The sequence below is a fragment of the Pseudohongiella acticola genome, from assembly GCF_001758195.1.
Classification (GTDB): domain Bacteria; phylum Pseudomonadota; class Gammaproteobacteria; order Pseudomonadales; family Pseudohongiellaceae; genus Pseudohongiella; species Pseudohongiella acticola.
Genome location: NZ_MASR01000003.1, coordinates 258,294 through 277,861, shown reverse-complemented (window position 1 = coordinate 277,861; position 19,568 = coordinate 258,294). Strand labels below are relative to the sequence as shown.

At 56.7% G+C, this 19,568-nt stretch carries 17 protein-coding genes; 15 read left to right on the top strand and 2 right to left on the bottom strand.

Going from position 1 to position 19,568, the window contains the following annotated elements:
* Nucleotides 1-20 precede the first annotated feature (20 nt).
* Entirely contained in the window at nucleotides 21-1,025 is a 1,005-nt protein-coding gene (locus PHACT_RS15465) for an alpha/beta hydrolase (protein WP_070119166.1), read from the top strand.
* Between the two features lie 107 nt (nucleotides 1,026-1,132).
* Here PHACT_RS15465 and PHACT_RS15460 read toward each other — a convergent pair whose 3' ends face one another.
* Complete coding sequence (locus PHACT_RS15460; protein WP_070119165.1) at nucleotides 1,133-1,945, bottom strand: hypothetical protein; 813 nt, start codon at nucleotides 1,943-1,945, stop codon at nucleotides 1,133-1,135.
* A gap of 101 nt (nucleotides 1,946-2,046) precedes the next feature.
* The gene (locus PHACT_RS15455; protein ID WP_070119164.1) at nucleotides 2,047-3,087 is read right to left on the bottom strand and encodes an MBL fold metallo-hydrolase; all 1,041 of its coding nucleotides are present in this window, start codon (nucleotides 3,085-3,087) and stop codon (nucleotides 2,047-2,049) included.
* A gap of 285 nt (nucleotides 3,088-3,372) precedes the next feature.
* Between PHACT_RS15455 and PHACT_RS15450 the strand changes: the two genes are divergently transcribed.
* From PHACT_RS15450 to gspN, 14 genes are all read left to right on the top strand, one after another.
* Nucleotides 3,373-5,016, top strand: coding sequence for a hypothetical protein (locus tag PHACT_RS15450; RefSeq protein ID WP_070119163.1), 1,644 nt, complete (start codon nucleotides 3,373-3,375; stop codon nucleotides 5,014-5,016).
* A gap of 108 nt (nucleotides 5,017-5,124) precedes the next feature.
* Nucleotides 5,125-7,794, top strand: coding sequence for a TonB-dependent receptor domain-containing protein (locus tag PHACT_RS15445; protein ID WP_070119162.1), 2,670 nt, complete (start codon nucleotides 5,125-5,127; stop codon nucleotides 7,792-7,794).
* A gap of 117 nt (nucleotides 7,795-7,911) precedes the next feature.
* Nucleotides 7,912-8,736: a type II secretion system protein N gene (locus PHACT_RS15440; protein WP_070119161.1), complete on the top strand. Its 825-nt coding sequence runs from the start codon at nucleotides 7,912-7,914 to the stop codon at nucleotides 8,734-8,736.
* A gap of 24 nt (nucleotides 8,737-8,760) precedes the next feature.
* Nucleotides 8,761-10,782, top strand: a complete 2,022-nt coding sequence (gene gspD, locus PHACT_RS15435; RefSeq protein ID WP_083264743.1) for a type II secretion system secretin GspD — start codon at nucleotides 8,761-8,763, stop codon at nucleotides 10,780-10,782.
* A gap of 32 nt (nucleotides 10,783-10,814) precedes the next feature.
* The gene (gspE, locus tag PHACT_RS15430; RefSeq protein WP_083264774.1) at nucleotides 10,815-12,254 is read left to right on the top strand and encodes a type II secretion system ATPase GspE; all 1,440 of its coding nucleotides are present in this window, start codon (nucleotides 10,815-10,817) and stop codon (nucleotides 12,252-12,254) included.
* 40 nt (nucleotides 12,255-12,294) lie between these two features.
* Nucleotides 12,295-13,515, top strand: a complete 1,221-nt coding sequence (gene gspF, locus PHACT_RS15425; RefSeq protein WP_070119159.1) for a type II secretion system inner membrane protein GspF — start codon at nucleotides 12,295-12,297, stop codon at nucleotides 13,513-13,515.
* A gap of 51 nt (nucleotides 13,516-13,566) precedes the next feature.
* On the top strand, nucleotides 13,567-14,019 hold the full coding sequence (gene gspG, locus PHACT_RS15420) for a type II secretion system major pseudopilin GspG (protein ID WP_245730833.1): 453 nt from the start codon (nucleotides 13,567-13,569) through the stop codon (nucleotides 14,017-14,019).
* Entirely contained in the window at nucleotides 13,994-14,593 is a 600-nt protein-coding gene (locus tag PHACT_RS15415; protein ID WP_070119157.1) for a pilus assembly FimT family protein, read from the top strand. The genes gspG and PHACT_RS15415 overlap by 26 nt, the downstream gene beginning before the upstream one ends.
* Nucleotides 14,590-15,018 carry a type II secretion system minor pseudopilin GspI gene (gene gspI, locus PHACT_RS15410; RefSeq protein WP_070119156.1) on the top strand — a complete coding sequence of 143 codons (429 nt, stop codon included), beginning with the start codon at nucleotides 14,590-14,592 and terminating at the stop codon, nucleotides 15,016-15,018. Before PHACT_RS15415 ends, gspI begins: the two co-directional genes overlap by 4 nt.
* 1 nt (nucleotide 15,019) lies before the next feature.
* The gene (locus tag PHACT_RS15405; protein ID WP_169819498.1) at nucleotides 15,020-15,772 is read left to right on the top strand and encodes a type II secretion system protein GspJ; all 753 of its coding nucleotides are present in this window, start codon (nucleotides 15,020-15,022) and stop codon (nucleotides 15,770-15,772) included.
* Nucleotides 15,769-16,875 (top strand): type II secretion system minor pseudopilin GspK, encoded by a 1,107-nt coding sequence (gspK, locus tag PHACT_RS15400; protein WP_070119154.1) that lies wholly within the window; start codon nucleotides 15,769-15,771, stop codon nucleotides 16,873-16,875. The genes PHACT_RS15405 and gspK overlap by 4 nt, the downstream gene beginning before the upstream one ends.
* Nucleotides 16,876-16,892: 17 nt before the next feature.
* Nucleotides 16,893-18,230, top strand: coding sequence for a type II secretion system protein GspL (gspL, locus tag PHACT_RS15395; protein ID WP_070119153.1), 1,338 nt, complete (start codon nucleotides 16,893-16,895; stop codon nucleotides 18,228-18,230).
* Between the two features lie 28 nt (nucleotides 18,231-18,258).
* The gene (gene gspM, locus PHACT_RS15390; protein ID WP_070119152.1) at nucleotides 18,259-18,741 is read left to right on the top strand and encodes a type II secretion system protein GspM; all 483 of its coding nucleotides are present in this window, start codon (nucleotides 18,259-18,261) and stop codon (nucleotides 18,739-18,741) included.
* Between the two features lie 27 nt (nucleotides 18,742-18,768).
* Nucleotides 18,769-19,557, top strand: a complete 789-nt coding sequence (gspN, locus tag PHACT_RS15385; RefSeq protein WP_070119151.1) for a type II secretion system protein N — start codon at nucleotides 18,769-18,771, stop codon at nucleotides 19,555-19,557.
* Nucleotides 19,558-19,568: the final 11 nt, after the last annotated feature.

The following is a 19,568-nucleotide window of genomic DNA, read 5'->3' as shown; positions in this document are numbered from 1 at the left end:
CGGAATAGACGGAACATGTGATGAGCTTCAGGCGACCCGACAAACAGATTGTGTCCGCATTCATGCTATCAGTGCTATTGCTGACAGCGCCGCAATTGTGGGCGCAGCCAGTGCCGGCGGAACGACCCGCAGGCCTGCAGACCGTGTCCTTTTTCAGTCCGGCAGTGGCGCGGCAAATGAAGTTTGATATCGTGTTGCCACCCGATTACAGCGAATCTGATTCCCGGTATCCGGTTTTGTATCTGCTGCACGGGTATATGCAGAATTACACCGTCTGGGGGCGTAATCTTGGCGCCGCTTTTTATGCGCGTAATTTTTCGGATCTGATCGTGGTGATGCCTGATGCTGGCAATAGCTGGTATATCAACTACGCCAGTAGTGAAGGCCGTCAACGCAACAACTGGGAAGATCATATCGTGCAGGATGTGATTGGCTATGTGGACAGTAATTTTCGCACCCGGGCCCAGCGCGAAGGCAGAGCTATCGCAGGGCTCTCCATGGGCGGGTATGGCGCCATCATGTTGGGGCTTCGTCACCCACAACTGTTTGTGTCGATGGCCAGCACCAGTGGCGCGCTGGCACACGCCCGCAATCGCGCCACCGCGATAGAGGAAGGCCAGCCAGCGCCAGTGCCGCGCAGTGTTGATTCATCGCCGGAGCTGGCGCAGGCCGATGCATTCATTTCGCAAATCATTGATATACCGGGTTTCAGCAGCCAGGACGAGCGGCACCCGCAGGGGCGAGACTTCGAAACTGTCGAGCAGGCCCAGGCCTATGATCCGTTCCATATTATCTACGACGTTGCCAAAAGCCAGCTACCACATATTTATCTGGACAGCGGTACTGATGACAATCTGATCGAGCAGGCGCGGGAGTTTATGCAGATCCTGCTAATCAATGACGTTCCCTTTGACTACATGCAGGCGCGCGGACGTCACAACTCGGAATACTGGCGGCGCTCTGTTGGTCATCTGATGTCAGTACAATATGAAGTCATGCAGCGGGCGCTGGGAAACCGGCCCTGAGCGTCTGGTGCGCGGCTCCATTACCGAAGCGCGCACCTGCTTAGACCTCCTCCCCTTTTTAAAAAGACATTGCCGTGTGGCTTTTCACCGGAATTGCGCCAAAAACGCTACCAGGGAGCACCGGTGATACTGCTGTCGCCGGGCATGAATTGTTTGGCGCTGTCAGGGACCTGATAAAAGCGGGTCAGCATCAACAACACACCCGGTACATCCAGCAATTCGTTCTCTGACAGCACCAGCTTGCCGCGAATGCGCTCGCGCTGCATGAACATGCGACCGTCTTGAGTGTAGACGATGGCCTGGAACGATTCGCCGTCCACGCCCCAGTGCGAGGAAATCATTTCCTGCCCAACCTGGCCATCCAGGCGGGCGAACGGGTAGAACCAGCGTTCATCACGGGCGCCGGCCAGATAGGTGATGATGTGCCCGTCCGGGTAGTACCAGGCTTCATTGATTGTTCTGAAGCTGAAGGTGGCGGGGTTGCCATTGGGCCAATACAGTGTTTGTCCGCCGAGTGCCCAACGGAAAGCCATGACCTGACCGTTGGGATAGTATACGGTGGTATCGCGACCCGGACGCGCGACAAATAACTGCCCGTTGGGGAAATACCAGGCATTGTCGTAGAGGTCCGTCGACACCGCACGCCCATTGCCATAACGACTGCTGAAGCGGGTGTTCTCTGTCAACAGCACCGGCTGGCAGGCCAGGCGATTCAGCTCCTGAAGTGAGACCTGCATATCTGCCATCTGGTGCGGGTTATCGTAATTGGCGGGCAGGGTAGCGTTTACCGCCAGCATCTTGGCCATGAATTCCAGTGTCGCGCACGAGCTGCTGACTGCATCGTTGTCTGCCGCTGCCATGCTGCTGGCGGTAGCCAGTATTGTTGCCAACACAATGTTAAACAGGTGTTTATGGGTCATGTCATCGTCCCTCTGATCCCGGCGCTAACTGAATCCGGTTTGGTGATTGTCAGAGTCAGCGTACGATGCTGTGAATGAACATCTGCTTAACAGGTTCTGCCTTAGCTGCTTCTCCAGCGCAACACGCCGCCGTGAATATTGGCGACCTTGTCGTGGCCAGCCTCCTTGAGCATGCTCACTGCCAGAGACGAACGCTTGCCTGAGCGGCACAACGTCACCACCGGTCTGTCTCTGGGGACTTCGGCAATGCGTTGGCGCAGTTCGCTCAGCGGGATGCTCAGCGCATTGTTCAGAGGCTCCAGACGTTCTTCCTGCTCATCATCCTCTCTGACATCAAGGATGGTCACCGAAGGCTGATTCTGTATCACCCATTCAGGTTCAACTTCGGCGATGCCGGCGAAGGTTGTCCGTATATCGGCCCAGTCCGGTTCGTCGGGCAGGTGGCCATCTTCCGGCATACCGCTGCGCATGTTGGCAGGCAGGGCAGCGTCTATTTTTTTCGGGTGTGGCAACTGCATGGCCTTCATGTATTGCACAAAATCCCTTTCATTGGCACCACCGCCCACACGCGGGTTGAATGCCTTTTCCTCGGCGACGGACGAGCGAGTGCGGCCATGATAATCATGCGCAGGATAGATCGCGCAATCGTCAGGCAGGGTGAAAATCTGTTCGGTGATGGAGCGGTACAGTTGAGCCGGGTCGCCCTGTTGAAAATCACTGCGCCCGCACCCCCGTATCAGCAGCGTGTCTCCGGTAAATGCCATGCTGAGATCGGCAAGCACATATGTAGTGCAGCCGTTGGTGTGTCCCGGCGTCGAGCGCACCTGCAGAATAATGTTGTTGACGCCAAATTCATCGCCGTGCTGCAAGGGAAGGTCAACATGACTGGCGGCGATGGCAGCGGACGAGGCGATACGGCACCCGGTCTTCTGTTTGAGAAGCCAGGCGGCGGTGATGTGGTCAGCATGGGCATGGGTGTCAGCAACAATTTTCAGGGCAAGATTCAGCTCCTGTAGCAGCGCCAGATCGCGTCTGGATTGCTCGAATACCGGATCAATCAATATCGCCTGCCGTGTTTTTTCATCTGCCAACAGATATGTGTAGGTCGAAGACACTGCGTCATACAACTGTCTCAAAATCATGATTTGCTTCCTCTTTTTTGGATTCTGCAGTCTCTGTCGACGAATACGAATTCTTCGTAAGTCATTGATAAATAGTAGTTAAGGCGTGAGGGCAAAAAATTCATTTTTATCCGGTGCTGTCACGATTCTGACATGATCGCTGATCAACAATATCGCACCGCGGTAGTCCGGACCTGGTTAATTTGGATTTTCGGCAGCAAATACCGCTCAGATTTCGATTCGACAGCGACTCGATTGTAAAAACCAATTTCTGGTGCAGGACCATAAAAAGGAGCGATTGTGAACATGAACATCAAGACAATTTTCAGCATCAGCCTGCTGGCAGCGGCCGTAACCGCTTGTGACGGCGGCGGTGTAACACTGGCACCCTCAACCACTGTGTCCAATTCCAACAATACCACCAATGATGGTGGTGGCAACAGCGGTACAACCAATCCCTGCGCCAGCTACACAACATCCGGTCAGACGCTGCAAGGCAGCTTCGATGGCACCAACTGCACCTATTCTTCAACGTTTGTGGCCGACACCCGCCCTCTGACCACTGATCTGGTTATCAACGATCTGCCCAATGATGGCCTGCACATCTTCGAAGACAGCCTGTTTGTGGGTCGCGATGTCAACGCCAACTCCGCCGCTCAGGGCGTACGTATTCCGCAGGATGGTGAAGGTCCCACGCTGACCATTGGTGCTGGTGCCGAGCTTGCGTTCTTTAGCTCCCAGGACTACGTGGTGATTACCCGCGGCGCCCGCATCATTGCGGAAGGCACGCGTGATCGTCCGATTATTTTCAGCGCCGTCGCTGACCTGCGTGATGGCCAGGGTACTCTGTCAGACCGCGGTCTGTGGGGTGGTGTACAGATCAACGGTAACGGTATAACCAACAAGTGCACAGACGCTGATCGTCAGTCCTCTTCCAGTAATCCGCATAACTGCCACGTGGCTGCTGAAGGCAAGCCGAACACTTATGGCGGCAACAACAACGCAGAAAACTCAGGCGTGCTTCGCTACGTGCAGATCCGCCATGCCGGTTTCGAAGTTGTTGACGGTGATGAAGTTAACGGCCTGACTTTCAACGCGGTAGGTTCTGGTACAACAGTAGAGTACGTACAGACTTACACTACGCTGGATGACGGTTTTGAAATGTTCGGCGGTGCGGTCAATCTCAAGTACATTGTCGGCGTGAACGTTGGCGATGATGCCTTCGATTATTCAGAAGGTTGGGCGGGCAACATGCAGTTTGGTCTGTTTGTTTCTCCTCCCGGCACTGGTGGCAACCGCTGCATCGAGGCCGACAACACTGGCGATTCCCGTCCTGATGATATTGGTCCCTTCACCAAAGGCCGTGTATCCAACATGACGTGTATTACTAACGCTGTTGATACTAACCAGGGCACTGCCCCAAGCTCCAAAGGTGATTCAGAAGGTCCTCTGTACCGTGAAGGTACTTACTTCGAAATGTACAACTCCATCATTACGTCCAACGCTGACGGCATGTCCAGCAACGAATGTGTGGAACTTGACAGCGACCAGACGTTTGCCGGCATCAACTCAGGCATTTCTGTTGCAAGCGGCAACGTTGCTGCCTGCTCTGAGTCTCTGAAAGCCAGCGGTTTCGACATTCGCAACTGGTGGGTTAACAGCGGCAACGCGGTAATTGATGAATCTGCCAATCTGCCTGCCAATGTCATTACCGGTCTGGGTTCTGCAAACCCGACTGCGTATGTCACTGCATCCAACATGACAGACGCTAACGGTGCTGCGATCAACGTCACAGTGTTCGACGTGACTCGCCTCAACGACAGCTTCAACGCAGCAGCGGCACCGTCACTGGGTAGCGCAGGAAGCAGCTCTTTCTTTACCGCAGTCGACTTCGTTGGTGCAGTGAAAGAAGGCAATGACTGGGTGTCTGGCTGGACAACCGGTCTGTAACACGCCGATTGTGTCCGCCTCGCGGATGCAGACTCACGGGGATAAGGCCGATGTCGGACTTATCCCCGTTCGGGCTTAAAGATGCTGACAAAATTACAGGTTACGATCATGAAGAAACAAATGGTTTGGCAGAAACGGCAACTGGCACTGGCCGTTGCACTGGCGGTGACAGGTTTCACGGCCGTGCCAGAAACGATGGCGCAGTCCGGTTCTGCGGTGCCGCCACCGCAGATTGAGGAAATTGTTGTCTCCGGGCGACTTCGGGATGCTGCTCGGTCTCTGATTATGGAGCGTATTGAACAACCGTTCGCCGCCGAAGTGGTTGGTGTTGAGCAGATATCGCGCGCAGGTGACTCTGATGTCGCATCAGCGCTGCGTCGGGTGACCGGTCTGACTCTTGTAGACGGGAAATTCATCTACGTGCGTGGTCTGGGCGAGCGCTATTCCAGCGCAACGCTCAATGGCGCCGAGATTCCCTCACCGGAGCTGAGCCGTAACGTCATACCATTGGATTATATTCCTGCGTCTATTCTTGAGTCGGTTAAAATCAGCAAAGCCTATTCCGCTGACCAGCCAGCAGCCTTTGGCGGCGGTAACGTCAATATCCGTACCCGTGGCACGCCAGACGACCTGGTGTTCGACGTCAGTGTCGGCACCGGCTGGAATACCGAAAACTCAGGCAAAGGCCTGCCCAACCTGGGTGATCAGGGATCTCTGCCCGCATCCATCACGCAGGCGCTGAACAAGTATCAGGGTGATATCAGCCCCGCCAATATTACCCGCTTTGAATTCCCGGGTTCAGGTACACCAACGGCCGCGCAACAGGCTGCCGGTGTTGCCATCAACCGCGATCTGATGCTCGACCTGAATCGCAACATCGATATTGATCGGGAGACCGATCTTGATCCGGATACCAACATATCCGTAACCGCCGGCAACGCCTGGGATATCAATAACGATCTGTCTTTTGGTGCGCTGGCCAACGTCTCGATTGGTGAGTCCAGCCGCAACTCAGATCAGTTTGAACAGAACTTCACTGATCCTGATGAATCATTCCGCAACATCCAGCGTACATTCAGCAATGAAAGTACGACGGCGGCGGTAAACTTTAGCCTGAACTATCAAGATCGTCACAAGATCGGCACTAACAGCTATCTGCTTCAGGATGATGAGGATCAATCCTCCATCGTGCTGGGATACAACGGTGACTTTCAGCAGGCTAACGGACGTCAACGCAAGACCAACATCACACGTCTGGAAAAGCGGGAGTTGAAAGTAAACCAGGTAACGGGTGAGCATACGCTGGAGCGTTACGACCTCGATTTTCTGACCATTCCTGCCGTGTTCGATTTCATTACCAGCCTGGACGTTAACTGGTTCTATTCAGACGCGCGTGCCAGCACCGAAGTGCCTAACGCGTCGTCGGTGCAGTCCATTAACCAGCGTGATCCCAGTACAGATGCGCTGCTGGCGACACAGGTGAATACCGGTGCCTCCGCGCAGTTCAGCTTCCTGAACCTGGAAGACCAGGTAGAAAGCTGGGGTTATCAGATTGATGCGCCGTATGATCTCGGCTTTGCCGACGGCACCATCAGTGGCGGCTATAATCGCAGCCGAAAGTCGCGCGACTACCGGGGCTACACCGCCAATATTGTGATGGGTGCGCTAGGCCGTGATGGTACGCCCGCTCAGGTATTCAGCGACGACAACCTGGCCAATCTGGACAACGGTTTCTTCCTGGATATGGGATCAAACTTCGGTACGGAGAGCTATCTGGCCGGTGAAACCAAAGCGGCCGCATTTGGCTCTGTTGATGCCTTCTTCATGGACAACTGGCGTGCCACGGTAGGCGTACGCTGGGAAGATTTCAGCCGCGGTGTTCTGCCGCTGGATCTGCTGGATTACACGGGTCAATCGCTGGACGGCATTATTGAAAACATGCGTGACCCCGATCAGACATTCACTGTCCGAGACGACGACTTTTATCCAGCTGCGGCGCTGACCTACATGCAGGACGGCTTCCTGGGAACGGAGAATTTCCAGGTTCGTCTGGGCTACGGCAAAACAGTGGTTCGACCCGACCTGCGCGAATACGCCAATATCCAGTTTATCGACCCGGAATTAAACGACCGTGTTGCCGGCAACCCCAACCTGAAGTTCTCGGATATCGAGCACATCGATCTGCGTACCGAGCTGTTCTTTGATAATGGTGACAACATCACGGTGTCACTGTTCTACAAGGACATCACTGACCCGATCGAACGCGTTGAGCGTCCGGGGCCGCAGGATGCTCGCCTGCTCAGTTTCGAAAACGCTGAGAGCGGTGAGATATACGGCATTGAATTCGAAGGCCTGAAAGTTATTGGTGGCGGCTTCTTTGTCAGTGGTAACGTGGTACTGAGTGACTCCGAACTGACCTTTACTGAAGCCAGTTCGCAGACCAGTCTGACGCGTCGTCTGACCGGCCACTCGGAGTACGTGGTGAACACCCAGTTGGGATATGACTCCGAAAACGCCAAACATTCAGCGTCACTGCTGTACAACGTGTTCGGCGATCGTGTGTTCTTTGGTGGGCGTTCGCCGTCACCGGATGCGTTCGAAGATCCGTTCCACTCACTGGACCTGACTTACTCGTATTTCCCGACCGACAGCCTGACGCTGCGTTTGCGCGCACAGAACCTGTTGAACGAGAACCGCGAATTCTACCGTGATGATGTACGTATCATCGATGTGGAAAGTGGTGCCAGACTGCGACTTGATCTGCAATGGAACCTGTAACTGTAACACCTGCTCCGTAACCCTACGGAGCAGTCAGACATATCTGAGCGCGATCAGCATATTTGGGAGAGTATACTGAACACGATCTTTCACAAAACTCGACAGAGTTTGGTCTCTGTGCTGCGTCCGGGTCTCACCGCGATAATCATTGTCGCGATGTTGGCCTGGGCCGGACACAGCCTGGCACGACTTTTCTGGTTATTCAATTCCCCGCAACCCTCGGCAGCTGCCGGTCCGGTGGTGCCTGTCGCATCGCCTGTGGCGCGCAATGGGCTGCAGGCGGAGCGGATTGATATTGCCTATCTGCAGGAGAACTTCCGGCTCAGTAATGGTCGTGGTGATCTTGGCCAGAGCACGGGCAATGGCGACCTGCAACAGGCAGCCAATACCCGTTTAAGTCTGGTCCTGCGAGGTTCGATTGCCGGCAGTTCGGCGGCGAACTCCTCAGCCATCATCGCCAGCGGTGACCGGCAGCAGGTTTATTCGGTCAACGACGAACTGGCGCTCACCACCCCCGGCGTCACCCTTGACAGCGTGCATCCCCGATATGTGGTGTTGAACAACAATGGCCGCCTGGAAACGCTGTGGATGTACGACCCCCAGGATTCAACTGATGCGCCGCCGCCAAGAGCTGATGGTTCACGCGCGAACAACGCTGCAGCGCCTCAGGTCAATGGGCAGGTACAGGTCCGGATCTATCGCGAGAACGGCAATGTTCGTGGTTTACAGATCAGGCAAGACAGCGACGCTGGCATGCTGCGGGCGGCCGGGTTGCAGGCTGGAGACATTATCACTGCCGTTGATGGCGTTGCCGTCGATCAGGGCGGCGATCTTTCGGCGCTGACCCGGGAGCTGCAAAACCGCGATCGGATAGATCTGGAACTGATTCGTAACAGCAACACCATGACGGTGACGGTCCGCCGTGATGCCTTTGCATTCTGACGACAATAGCAGGAACCTTTTTTGATGAAACAGCAGGCCATGATGAACAAGCAATCCTTTTCCGGCTCCGCCTGGTGTCGCCTGCTGGGCGTGGCTGTGATGGCACTTGCATTAACCAGTAATGCACTGGCACAGGCACAGAGCTGGACGCCTAACTTTCGCGAGAGCGATATTCTGGAAGTCATACGCGCGGTGCAGGATGTCACCGGCAAAACCATGATCATCGATCCGCGCGTGCGCGGCCAGATCACCGTGATGAGCAGTCAGCCAGTTGATGCGCAGGGCTACTACAGTATCTTCCTGCGCGCGCTGGATATCAACGGCTTTACCGCGGTGGAATCCAGCGACAACATGGTCAGCATCCTGCCAACCCAGGAAGCACGCTCCGCGCCACTGCCGTTCTCCAATTACAATGCGGCGGACAGCAACCGGTATGTCACCGAAGCCATTCAGCTTGATAACGTGTCGGTGGCTGAAGTGCTGCCGGTGCTGCGGCCGCTGGTATCACAGAGCAACGGCCAGATGTCCGCGTACCCGAATGGCAACATGATTGTTCTGGTAGACACGGTCGCCAATATCGAACGTATCCGCCAGATTCTGGAACGTATTGATCAGACATCTATTCCTGAAACCGAAGTGGTACGACTGGAGTTTGCTGAGGCAGCCACCGTAGTCACGCTGCTGCGGGAAATGAACGAAAACCCCGAAGTCGCTGACCAGGAACCCGTTGCTACACGCCTGCAGATCAGTGCCGACCCGCGTACCAATTCGGTGCTGATTACCGGGGGGCAGCGGCAGCGTGACAACATACGGGGTCTGGTCCGCCTGCTGGATCAGCCGCGGGAGCAAAGCGGCAACACGCGGGTGATCTACCTTGAATACGCCGATGCCGAACGTATTGCTGAGGTGCTCAGCTCTGTTGTGCGCAATATGTATGGGCTTAGCGAAAGCGACGATGGCGACAGTCAGACTGCCAGACGCGCGACCATTGAAGCGGACCCGGACAACAATGCGCTGATCATTACCGCGGGTCTGGATATCATCGATTCGTTGATGGACATTGTACAGCGCCTGGATATTCAGCGGGCACAGGTGCTGGTGGAAGCGGTTATTGTCGAGATCAATGATGACGTGGGCCAGAACCTGGGCATACAGTGGCTGTTCCGTGATGAAAGTGGTGCCTTCGCCAGCAGCTTTGACGCTGGCAACAATCTTCAGCAGTTGGGTCTGGTTGTGGATGGCGCGCTAAATGAGGATCGCACCGCCGCTTTGACCAGCCTTGCTGCCGGTCTCGCCGGCAGTGCTGGTCAGACAATCGGTCTGGGTCGGCTCGGTGGCAGCACCGATTTGTTGGCGCTGATCGATATGTTGCAGGCCAACTCCGGCGCCAACATCCTGTCGACGCCAAACATCCTGACCACGGATAACACCGAAGCGGTGATCACGGTCGGTGAAAGTGTGCCGTTTCTGACCGGCTCCTTTACCACCCCAGGTGGCAGTGGCGGTGTCGAAAACCCATTCCAGACCATCAACCGGCAGAATGTGGGTACTACCCTGAAAGTGACGCCACATGTCAATCGGGGTGACCGCGTGGCGCTGGATATCAGCCAGGAGATTTCCAGCATATCACCCAAGGCCGGCGCCGTGGACCTGATTACCAATGAACGCAAGATCGAAACGCGGGTCACTGTTGCGGATGGTGAAACCGTCGTGCTCGGCGGCCTGATTCGTGACAACGTGGTGCAGAGCGAAACCCGCGTGCCATTGCTGGGCAGCGTGCCGGGCATCGGTCACCTGTTCCGCTCGCGCAGCAGTTCAGTGCAGAAAACAAATTTGCTGGTGTTTATCCGCCCCACCATTCTGCGCACCGACGATGCGCTGCGCGGTGCCACCGCAGAAAAATATGAATTGATACGAGACCAGCAGCTGCAACAGACGCCTTTGCACGGTTTCCTGTTCGACGCCGGCGAACTGCCGGTGTTGCCGCCATGGGAAAGCATGTCACGTGGCGCTGCAACAGACTCAGCGAGTGAGGAAACGCCGTGAACGAACAGGCTGTTGCGGACAATGGGTTTGCCATGCTGCCCTATGACTTTGCCGATGCCCACGGTGTCATTGTGGAGGAGGGCGTGGTTTATCATCGCCCTGGACTGACAGTGCCGGTGCTGCTGGAGTTACGCAGAGTGCTGGGTTGTGCGTTTTCGCCGGTCAGCCTGGATGCTGAGACTTTTCAGCAACGCCTGACGCGCCTGTATCAGAGTGGCGCTGACGCCGCTCAGCGTGCTGCTGATGAGCTTGGCGATGATTTTGATCTCGGGGCACTGGTGGATGATATTCCCAAGAACAGCGATCTGATGTCGGGCGCTGATAATGCGCCGGTGATCCGGTTGATCAATGCGGTACTGTCGCAGGCGGTACGCGAAAAAGCCTCTGATATCCATATCGAACCGTTCGAGCACCGGGTCTCGGTCCGCTTTCGGGTTGATGGCGTGTTGCGCGATGTACTGGCCCCCAAAGCCGAACTGGGTCCGGTGCTGGTATCACGGTTGAAAGTGATGGCACGGCTGGATATTGCCGAGAAACGCTTACCGCAGGACGGCCGCATCAGTGTCCGTCTGGCCGGGCACGCGGTTGATATCCGGGTATCGACGATACCATCGTCTTTCGGTGAGCGTGTGGTATTGCGACTGCTGGACCAGGCCGCCGGGCAACTGAACCTGGAGCAACTGGCAATGCCGGCTCAGGTCTTCGAGGCTTTCAGTCGCGCGCTGCAAAAACCTCACGGCATTATTCTGGTGACCGGTCCCACCGGGTCGGGCAAGACCACAACCCTGTATGCAGGGTTGCATCATATCAACAATCGCCATCGCAATATTCTGACCATTGAGGACCCGGTGGAATACCTGTTGCCCGGCATCGGCCAGACCCAGGTTAACGCCAAAGTCGACATGACGTTTGCGCGGGGATTGCGTGCCATCCTGCGGCAGGATCCGGATGTGGTGATGGTCGGTGAAATACGCGATCAGGAAACCGCGGCGATCGCCGTGCAGGCATCGCTGACCGGCCATCTGGTGTTGTCAACGCTACACACCAATACCGCCATCGGTGCTGTCACGCGGCTGCAGGATATGGGCATAGAACCGTTCCTGTTGTCATCCAGTCTTGAGGCGATACTGGCGCAGCGTCTGGTGCGCTGTCTGTGCCAGCAGTGTCGTCAACCTGTCGAGGCAGACCTCAGTGAACAGCAGCGCTTTGGCCTGCCATCAGGCTCGGTAGTTTATCGTGCGCACGGTTGTGATGCCTGTAACCAGAGTGGATATAAAGGCCGGACCGGTATTTATGAATTGATCGAAGTGGATGAAGCGTTGCGCCGGTTGATTCACGACGGCGCCGGTGAGCAGACCATGCTGGCGCATCTGCGTGCTAGCAGTCCGGCCATTGATGAACATGGACGGCAACGGGTGCTGGCCGGTGAAACCAGCCTGGAAGAAGTATTACGGGTAACCACATGGGCATGATTATCAACGTCCACGTGACGGCAGCTGAGGCAGCTTAGTTATGGCCTCATTCACCTATCAGGCGCTGGATGCCGACGGCAAACGGGTCACCGGGGTTATCGAAGGTGACGGTGAACGTCATGTGCGGGCGCAGTTGCGGGCACAGAACGTCAGGCCTCTGGTCATCAGCTCCGGTAAGGCGCCGGCTTCCGCCGCGGGGTTTGCCAGTCTGTTCCGGCGTCAACGTCGTCTGTCGGTAGCAGAATTGTCCCTGGTCAGCCGACAGCTGGCGTCGTTAATCCAGTCGGGTTTACCTCTGGATGAGGCGCTGCAGATCAGCGCCCGTCAAAGCCGCAATATCCGGGTCAAAACCCTGCTGTCACAGGTGCGTTCGCGGGTACTGGAAGGCCACACGCTGGCGCAGGCCATGAGCGAGCATCCGGCGGCGTTCGATCGCATGTATTGCGCCATGGTGCGTGCCGGGGAATCGGCCGGTTATCTGGGTGAGGTGATGGAGCGGCTGGCTGAGTATACCGAGACCGGTCAGCAGTCCCGGCAAAAGTTGCAAATGGCGCTTGTTTACCCGATGGCGCTACTCGGGGTCAGCGTGCTGGTGGTGAGCCTGCTCATGACCTTTGTCGTGCCGCGGCTGGTGAGCATGTTTGCCAGTTCCAGCCGGGAATTGCCGGGGCTGACGCGAGCCCTGATTGTGGTCAGTGATTTCATGGCGTCGGGCTGGGCGTTGTTGCTGTTATTCACGACAGTTGCTGCCGTCATCGGCTTTCGCTGGCGTCTGCGCGACCTAGATGCCCGCAGGCGCTGGCACCAGTTTCTGCTGCATGTCCCCTTGCTCAGCGACATGCTTCGACAAATGGACAGCGCCCGCTTTGCATCAACATTGGCCATCCTGCTCAGTAGCGGTGTGCCTTTGCTGGAGTCGGTGCGGATTGCGGCGCAGGTACTGGATAACGAAGTGATGCGTACAGCGACTGAACAACTGGCGGTACGCGTACAGGAAGGGGGCAGCTTCAGTAAAAGCATGCGGCAGGCAGACGTGTTTCCGCCTTTGCTGGTGCAGATGGCAGCTAACGGCGAAGCCAATGGCACGCTGGCCAGGCAGCTGGCCTACGCTGCTGATAATCAGGAGCGCGAGTTACAGATGCGCCTGGGTACCACCATGGCGTTGCTGGAGCCGCTGACCATCGTTCTGATGGGCGGTCTGGTAACCCTGATCATGCTGGCGGTGCTGTTGCCGATTTTTGATATTAACACACTGATCTGAGCCGGCGGCGACGCCCGATAACTTGTTAACGAGGAAGTGGATATTATGCAAATGCAACAACAACCAGGGCCGGCTAAAACCAGCCAGCGAGGCTTCAGTCTGATCGAAATTCTGGTCGTGCTGGTTATCATGGGCTTGCTGATCAGTATCATCGCGCCCAATGTGCTGGGTCGCGCCGATGAAGCCCGGGTACAAAAAGTGTTCGCTGATTTCAGTGCCATTGAAACGGCGCTGCGCATGTATCGGCTTGACAACTATGCCTACCCCAGCAGTGAGCAGGGACTCAATGCGCTGGTGGAGCGGCCGACGTTGGCGCCGATGCCTGCGAACTGGAAAAGCGATGGTTATCTGGAGTCGCTGCCGGTTGATCCCTGGGGTAATCCCTATCTCTACCTGAGTCCGGGCCAGAATGGTGACTACGATATTTTCACCTATGGCGCTGACGGCACTCGCGGTGGTGACGGGCAGAACCAGGATTATGGCAATTGGCAGGACGCGGAGTAAGTTTCTGGTGCGTGGCAGGGCGCAGGGTTTCAGTCTGATCGAGATGCTGGTGGTGATGGCCATTATGGGACTTATTGTCAGCGTGGTGACGTTGTCGACAGGGTCACTGTCTGCTGTCTTTGGTGGCGGCAATCGCGTTTCGCCGGAATCTGTCTCAGAAGAGTTGATGGTACTAATGGCAGCGGCTTCGTCACAGGCGATACTCAGCGGCGAGCCTGTGGCCCTGGGGTTTACCTCTTCATCGACAGCGCAAGAAGACGGTATTGCCGTTACCTGGTTGCGTTATGGCCGCACCTCGGGTGGCCTGGTTCGCAATCGTCAGGCGACCTGGCAGCCAGTGTCGGCGCACAGTGATCTGCAGGATCTGAATCTGTCACCAGGCCTTGCCAGTAATCTGATGATTGAAGGTGAAAGAGTCAATACCCAGGCACTGACAGTGGACCCTGGTATGCCAGCAGTGGTGTTCTATCCGACCGGAGAAAGCACGGCGTTTGAGTGGTCATTGTCACAGGATGAGCAGGTGGTGACGCTGAGCAACACAACAACCGGTGAAGTGGAAAGGCGGCAGCGATGACAACCGGATTAACAGCAAAAGCACAAGGCTTCACCCTGGTTGAAGTGATGGTGGCGCTGTTTGTTGTAGCGGTGGCGCTGCCTGCGCTGATGTTTCAATTGAGCACCCAGTTGACCAGCACCGGGGTGCTTGAAGAAAAGACACTGGCTTCCTGGGTGGCTCAGGATCAACTGGCTCTTTATGCGTTGCAGACGCCTGACCGGTTGCAGACCGTTGATGGTTCTCAAAGTGAACTACAGGGCGAACGTCTGTTGGCAGGGCGGCAATGGCTCTGGTTATTGTCCACGGAAGCGACACCTGTGCCGGGTATGGTAAGGCAGACGCTGAGTGTCTATCCCGATGCGATAGCGCGACAGCAACAACGTGATGCCTTCGTCGAAATAATGGTATATGCGCGCACAGCGACAGCCAGTGGAGTACGCTGACATGCCTGCACATAATAACCAACGCGGTTTTACTCTGATCGAGCTGCTGATTGCGATGGCCCTGACCGTTTTGATAGGTGCCATGTCGTACCGATTTCTGGATACAGCCATGGCTGTGTCGGAACAGGGCACAGATGTTCTGCAGCAGATCAATGAACTTGAACGTGTCTGGTTGTTGTTTTCGGCTGACCTGCAACAGGCCAGCACCCGGATGGCGGCGAAACCCGCCACCGGCGTTGATAGTCTGGCGGCTACCGATTTTCTGCCCCGCGGCCGCCCTGCCATGCTGAGTCAGGGCGGTGCGGGTCTGTTCCTGCCGGCTTTACTGCAACGGCCGGGCGCGCAGCTATGGTTCGTGCGCACCGGTTGGAGCAACCCCTTACAACAGCAGCGGTCCGGGCTGCAACGAGTGGCTTATCGGGTGGTTGACGGGGACCTGTATCGTGACTATTGGCCGGAACGCAATCAGGGGCTGACCGAGGCTCCTGCCGGCAGTCTGCGGCTGCTGCAGGGTATCGAGACTCTGCGTTTTCGGTTCCTACCGGTTAACGCAGAATCCGTTGCAGAGGCCTGGGCTAGCGAATGGCCAATAGTCATGAACAACAGCTCGGGCGCAGACACAGCAGGCGATGAGGTGCCAGCAGCGCAGGCGATGATAGAGAGGCTGCCAGCGGCCGTAGAAGTGCAATTGCAGATGAGAAATGGCACGCTGGGCACGGTCAGCCGTGTGTTTCTGTTATCGGGGGCGCCATGACACACAGACATGGAAACAGTTTAACCAGGCCGACGCGCAGTCGCGGCAGTGCCTTGATACTGGCGCTACTGGTTGCCGGCCTGGTGGCGGTGCTGGCGATGCAGTTTGGTCAGGCGTTTGTACTGCAGGCCAATCGCACTGAAAATGGACTGCTGCAGGCGCGATTTAACGCTTACCTGCAGGGTGCTGAAGCGCTGGCTGCGCAAGTACTGGCAACAGATGGTGCGGAGTCGCAACTGGATCATCTGCAGGAAGCCTGGGCCACGCAATTACCGCCATTTCCAACCGATGACGGTTGGCTGGAGGTTCAGCTGATTGATGCTCAGGGTTTGTACAATATCAACAATCTGACAGTGAAGGGCCAGTATCATGATGACCTGTCAGCGCCACCGGCACAGCGCTTCAGTGAACAGCAAAAACATTTTATACGGCTGTTACAGAGCTTCAGCGATTACCCGCTGAGTGAGGCGCAGGCGATAGAGATCACGGAAGCGATTATCGACTGGGTGGATGAAGATGATCAGCCTGCTGGCCCGGGTGGCGCCGAGTCGCTGTATTACAGCTCTGAGCCGAGAGTGCTGAATGCTGCCAACCAGGTGATTTTTGATGTCAGCGAACTGACGTTGGTGCGGCACATGACTCCTGAGTTGCTGACAAGGTTGACACCCCTGATCACTGCACTGCCGGTATCCACAGCGCTCAATATCAATACCGCGGTACCGCGGGTCATGGGCATGATCAATGCAACAAATGATCTGACCCCATTGCCAGCGGAGTCGGTGTCGGCATTGGCGCAGTATCGTGAACAGACCCTGTTTAGCGAAACCGCGGAGCTGGCAACGGCACCGGTTCTGCAGGGCATCGGCGACAAAATTGCGTTCAACGAAAACGCTGGTGGCAGTTCAGGAGACGGTTCCGGTGGTACTACTGAAGACACTTCCGGAGACAGCAAGGTCGCGCAGAACCGGCCCTACGGTGTCGCCAGTGAGTACTTTATTGTCCATGCCAGTGCAACCATCGGCGAACGGTCGCGATACATGATGGCCTTGTTGTTTCGTGACGAGAATGGCGTGCGAACGCTATCCAGAAATTTTGCTTTATAGCTTAACAGGAATACACGATGACTGATTTATGGGTCAGACAGATCAGTGGCGATACAGAACAACCGCACTACCGTTGGTTTGTCAGCCAATCCGGTGAGCAGGGTAGCGGTGAGCTGTCAGTGATGGCAGCCCGCTGGCCGGAGGCAACTTTGACGCTGCTGATTTCTGGTGCTGACTGCCCCAGTCGACGCATTAAATTCAAATCCCAGGAAAAAAGGCATTTGGCCCGTCTTGTCCCGTATGAGCTGGAATCCGATCTGGCGCAGGATGTGGCAGGGCTGCATGTTGCGCTGGGATCGCCAATACAGGGCGGAAGCAGCGAGAACCAACCGAACGCTGGCACCACTGCCGAGTCCGACGTAGACGAACCGGCGCTGGTGGCATCGTATATCGACAAACGTGAACTGGCTGACCGGATCCGGGTGCTGGAAGCGATCGGTTTTGATGTCAGGCATTGTTACGCTGAACCCTTGTTGCTGCCAGCCTCTGTCGACAGTTGGGTGCTGCGACTGACAGACGGTCAGGTGGACGTAGCCTGGGGAACCGGCGCTGCCGCCAGTGTCGACCTGTCGATGCTGGGCATATTGCTGGACGCCATGCTGCATTCACCTGCAGCGGCCTCGGTGACGCCACCGAGAGAGCTGCAATTGCAGGCTGTGACACAACCTGAACTGGATGTTCTCGCCGCCCAGGTAAATGCCAGTGCTCTGGTGCAGAGCTGGCAACCCGAGGTCGCCAGTGCCTTGTTGTCAGGGGCCTGGCACGGGATATGCCACACCGGCGCGGGCAGCCACAACAATAAAGTATCGTCAACGATTCCGGATCTGCGGCAGGGAGAGTTTGCCCGGCCGGTACGCTGGCAGAAAGCCTGGCGTCCGGCGCGCCTGCCACTCATCGCTGCATGCTTCGCCGCTGTCACCTTTGCTTTCGTGGCAGTACTGGAAATACAGTTCAATAATCAGCGTTTTCGATCGCTGCAGCAGGACATCGAGTCGGCCTATCGTGAGGTCGTGCCGGCAGGCGTGCTGGTGGATGCCGAACAGCAGTTGAGCTCACAGTTGCGGCAGTTGCGCGGCGACGCCAGCGGCGGCAGTGTGTTGGGTCTGCTTGACCAACTGACACCACAACTGGTGCGGAGTTCGCAGATCAGTATAAACCGACTGAGTTATAACGGCAGCAGCTCGGCGACCGGTCTGGGTGAGCTGCAACTCAGTCTGGAGGCCGCCAGCAACACCGATATCCTGCAATTCAGTGAACAGCTCAATAACGCGGGCCTGCAGGCCCGCGCCCAGAACATGACTCAGTCAGGGAGCCGGCAGCAGGCCAGCCTGATGATTACGGAGACGGTACCATGAGGGACTATAGCGATGAGGGGCAGCAGCAATGAGGATTAAGAGCTGGTTGCTGCAGAAAACTCCCAGAGAACAACTGATACTGCTTGCCGGGCTCGCCGTGGTGCTGATGGTTCTGGTCTGGCAGCTGGCATGGCAACCCATGTTGCAGGCAAGGACATTGTCGGCGCAACGTGTGAGCAATGCTGAACAGTCGCTGCTCGCAGTGCGATCGCTGTCGCAGGAACTTGCCGCTGCGCGTGCAGCGGCAGGCTCGCAAACCAGCGGTACTGGCAATCTGGCGCAATCCCTGGATGAGTCGGCGTCAGCGCTGGGGCTGCGCATCGCCTCGCTGGAGCCGGCAGCGGATAATTCATCGGTCGCGGTGCGACTCAATGACGTCGGCATGGCGTCTGTACTGACCTGGCTGAATGGCATTGAAAGCAGCGGCTCGATGAGCATTGACTCACTGACGTTGTCTCCGGTCACGACACCGGGCAATGTCAGCGTCAGCCTGCGACTGCGCGGACGCTGAGCCATGGTCAGGTGGAAAAAAACCAGGATGACTCTGCTGGTATTGGTGCTCACTCTGGTCTGGATCGTTGTGTTGGCGCCTGCCACGCTGGTAATCAGATTCCTGCCCGTGAACAGCCCGCTGGTGCTGCAGGGGCTGTCCGGTTCGCTCTGGTCCGGCGCGGCGACACAGGCGACATTGGCACCGGCCGGTCAGGCTCTGCTGCACGGTCGGCTGACATGGCGGATCAGGCCGCTGTCAGTGCTGCAGCTGTCTCCCTGCGTCGAACTCGGCTTTGACGGTAGCGGCGTGTCATCCAGGCGCTCGCCAGAACAGCCAGCGACCGTGGCGGGCGTTGCCTGCCTGTCTGTGGCAGGCGAGGTCGGCTTGCGTGACCTGAGCTTTGATCTGCCAGCGGGGATCTTTCTGCGCTCTGCCGACGTGACACTGGGTGGCGATATTTCCGGTCAACTGACAAACCTGACATGGCAGGGCGGAAAGTTGCAGGCGTTAAGCGGACGAGGTCTCTGGAGTGATGCCAGAATTCTGTCTGACGAGCTCAATCTGTCCCTGCAAACGCTGCCATTCACTGTTGGTCGCGAAAGTGACAACAGTCTGACGGTGGAGCTGGACAATGGTGATCTGCTGGCGCAACAGACGGATACTCCCTTACATGTTGCCATGCGTTCGACAGTATCTCTCAACGGCAGCTTTCATACCCGGGCGCAATTGGCCCTGCAGTCACAAGCACCGGATTCAGTTGTTGAACTGCTGGACATCATCGCCGAGCCGCAGGGCGGGGGGCTCTATACGCTGGAAGTGCGCAGCCAGCCCTGAGTCAGAGGTCA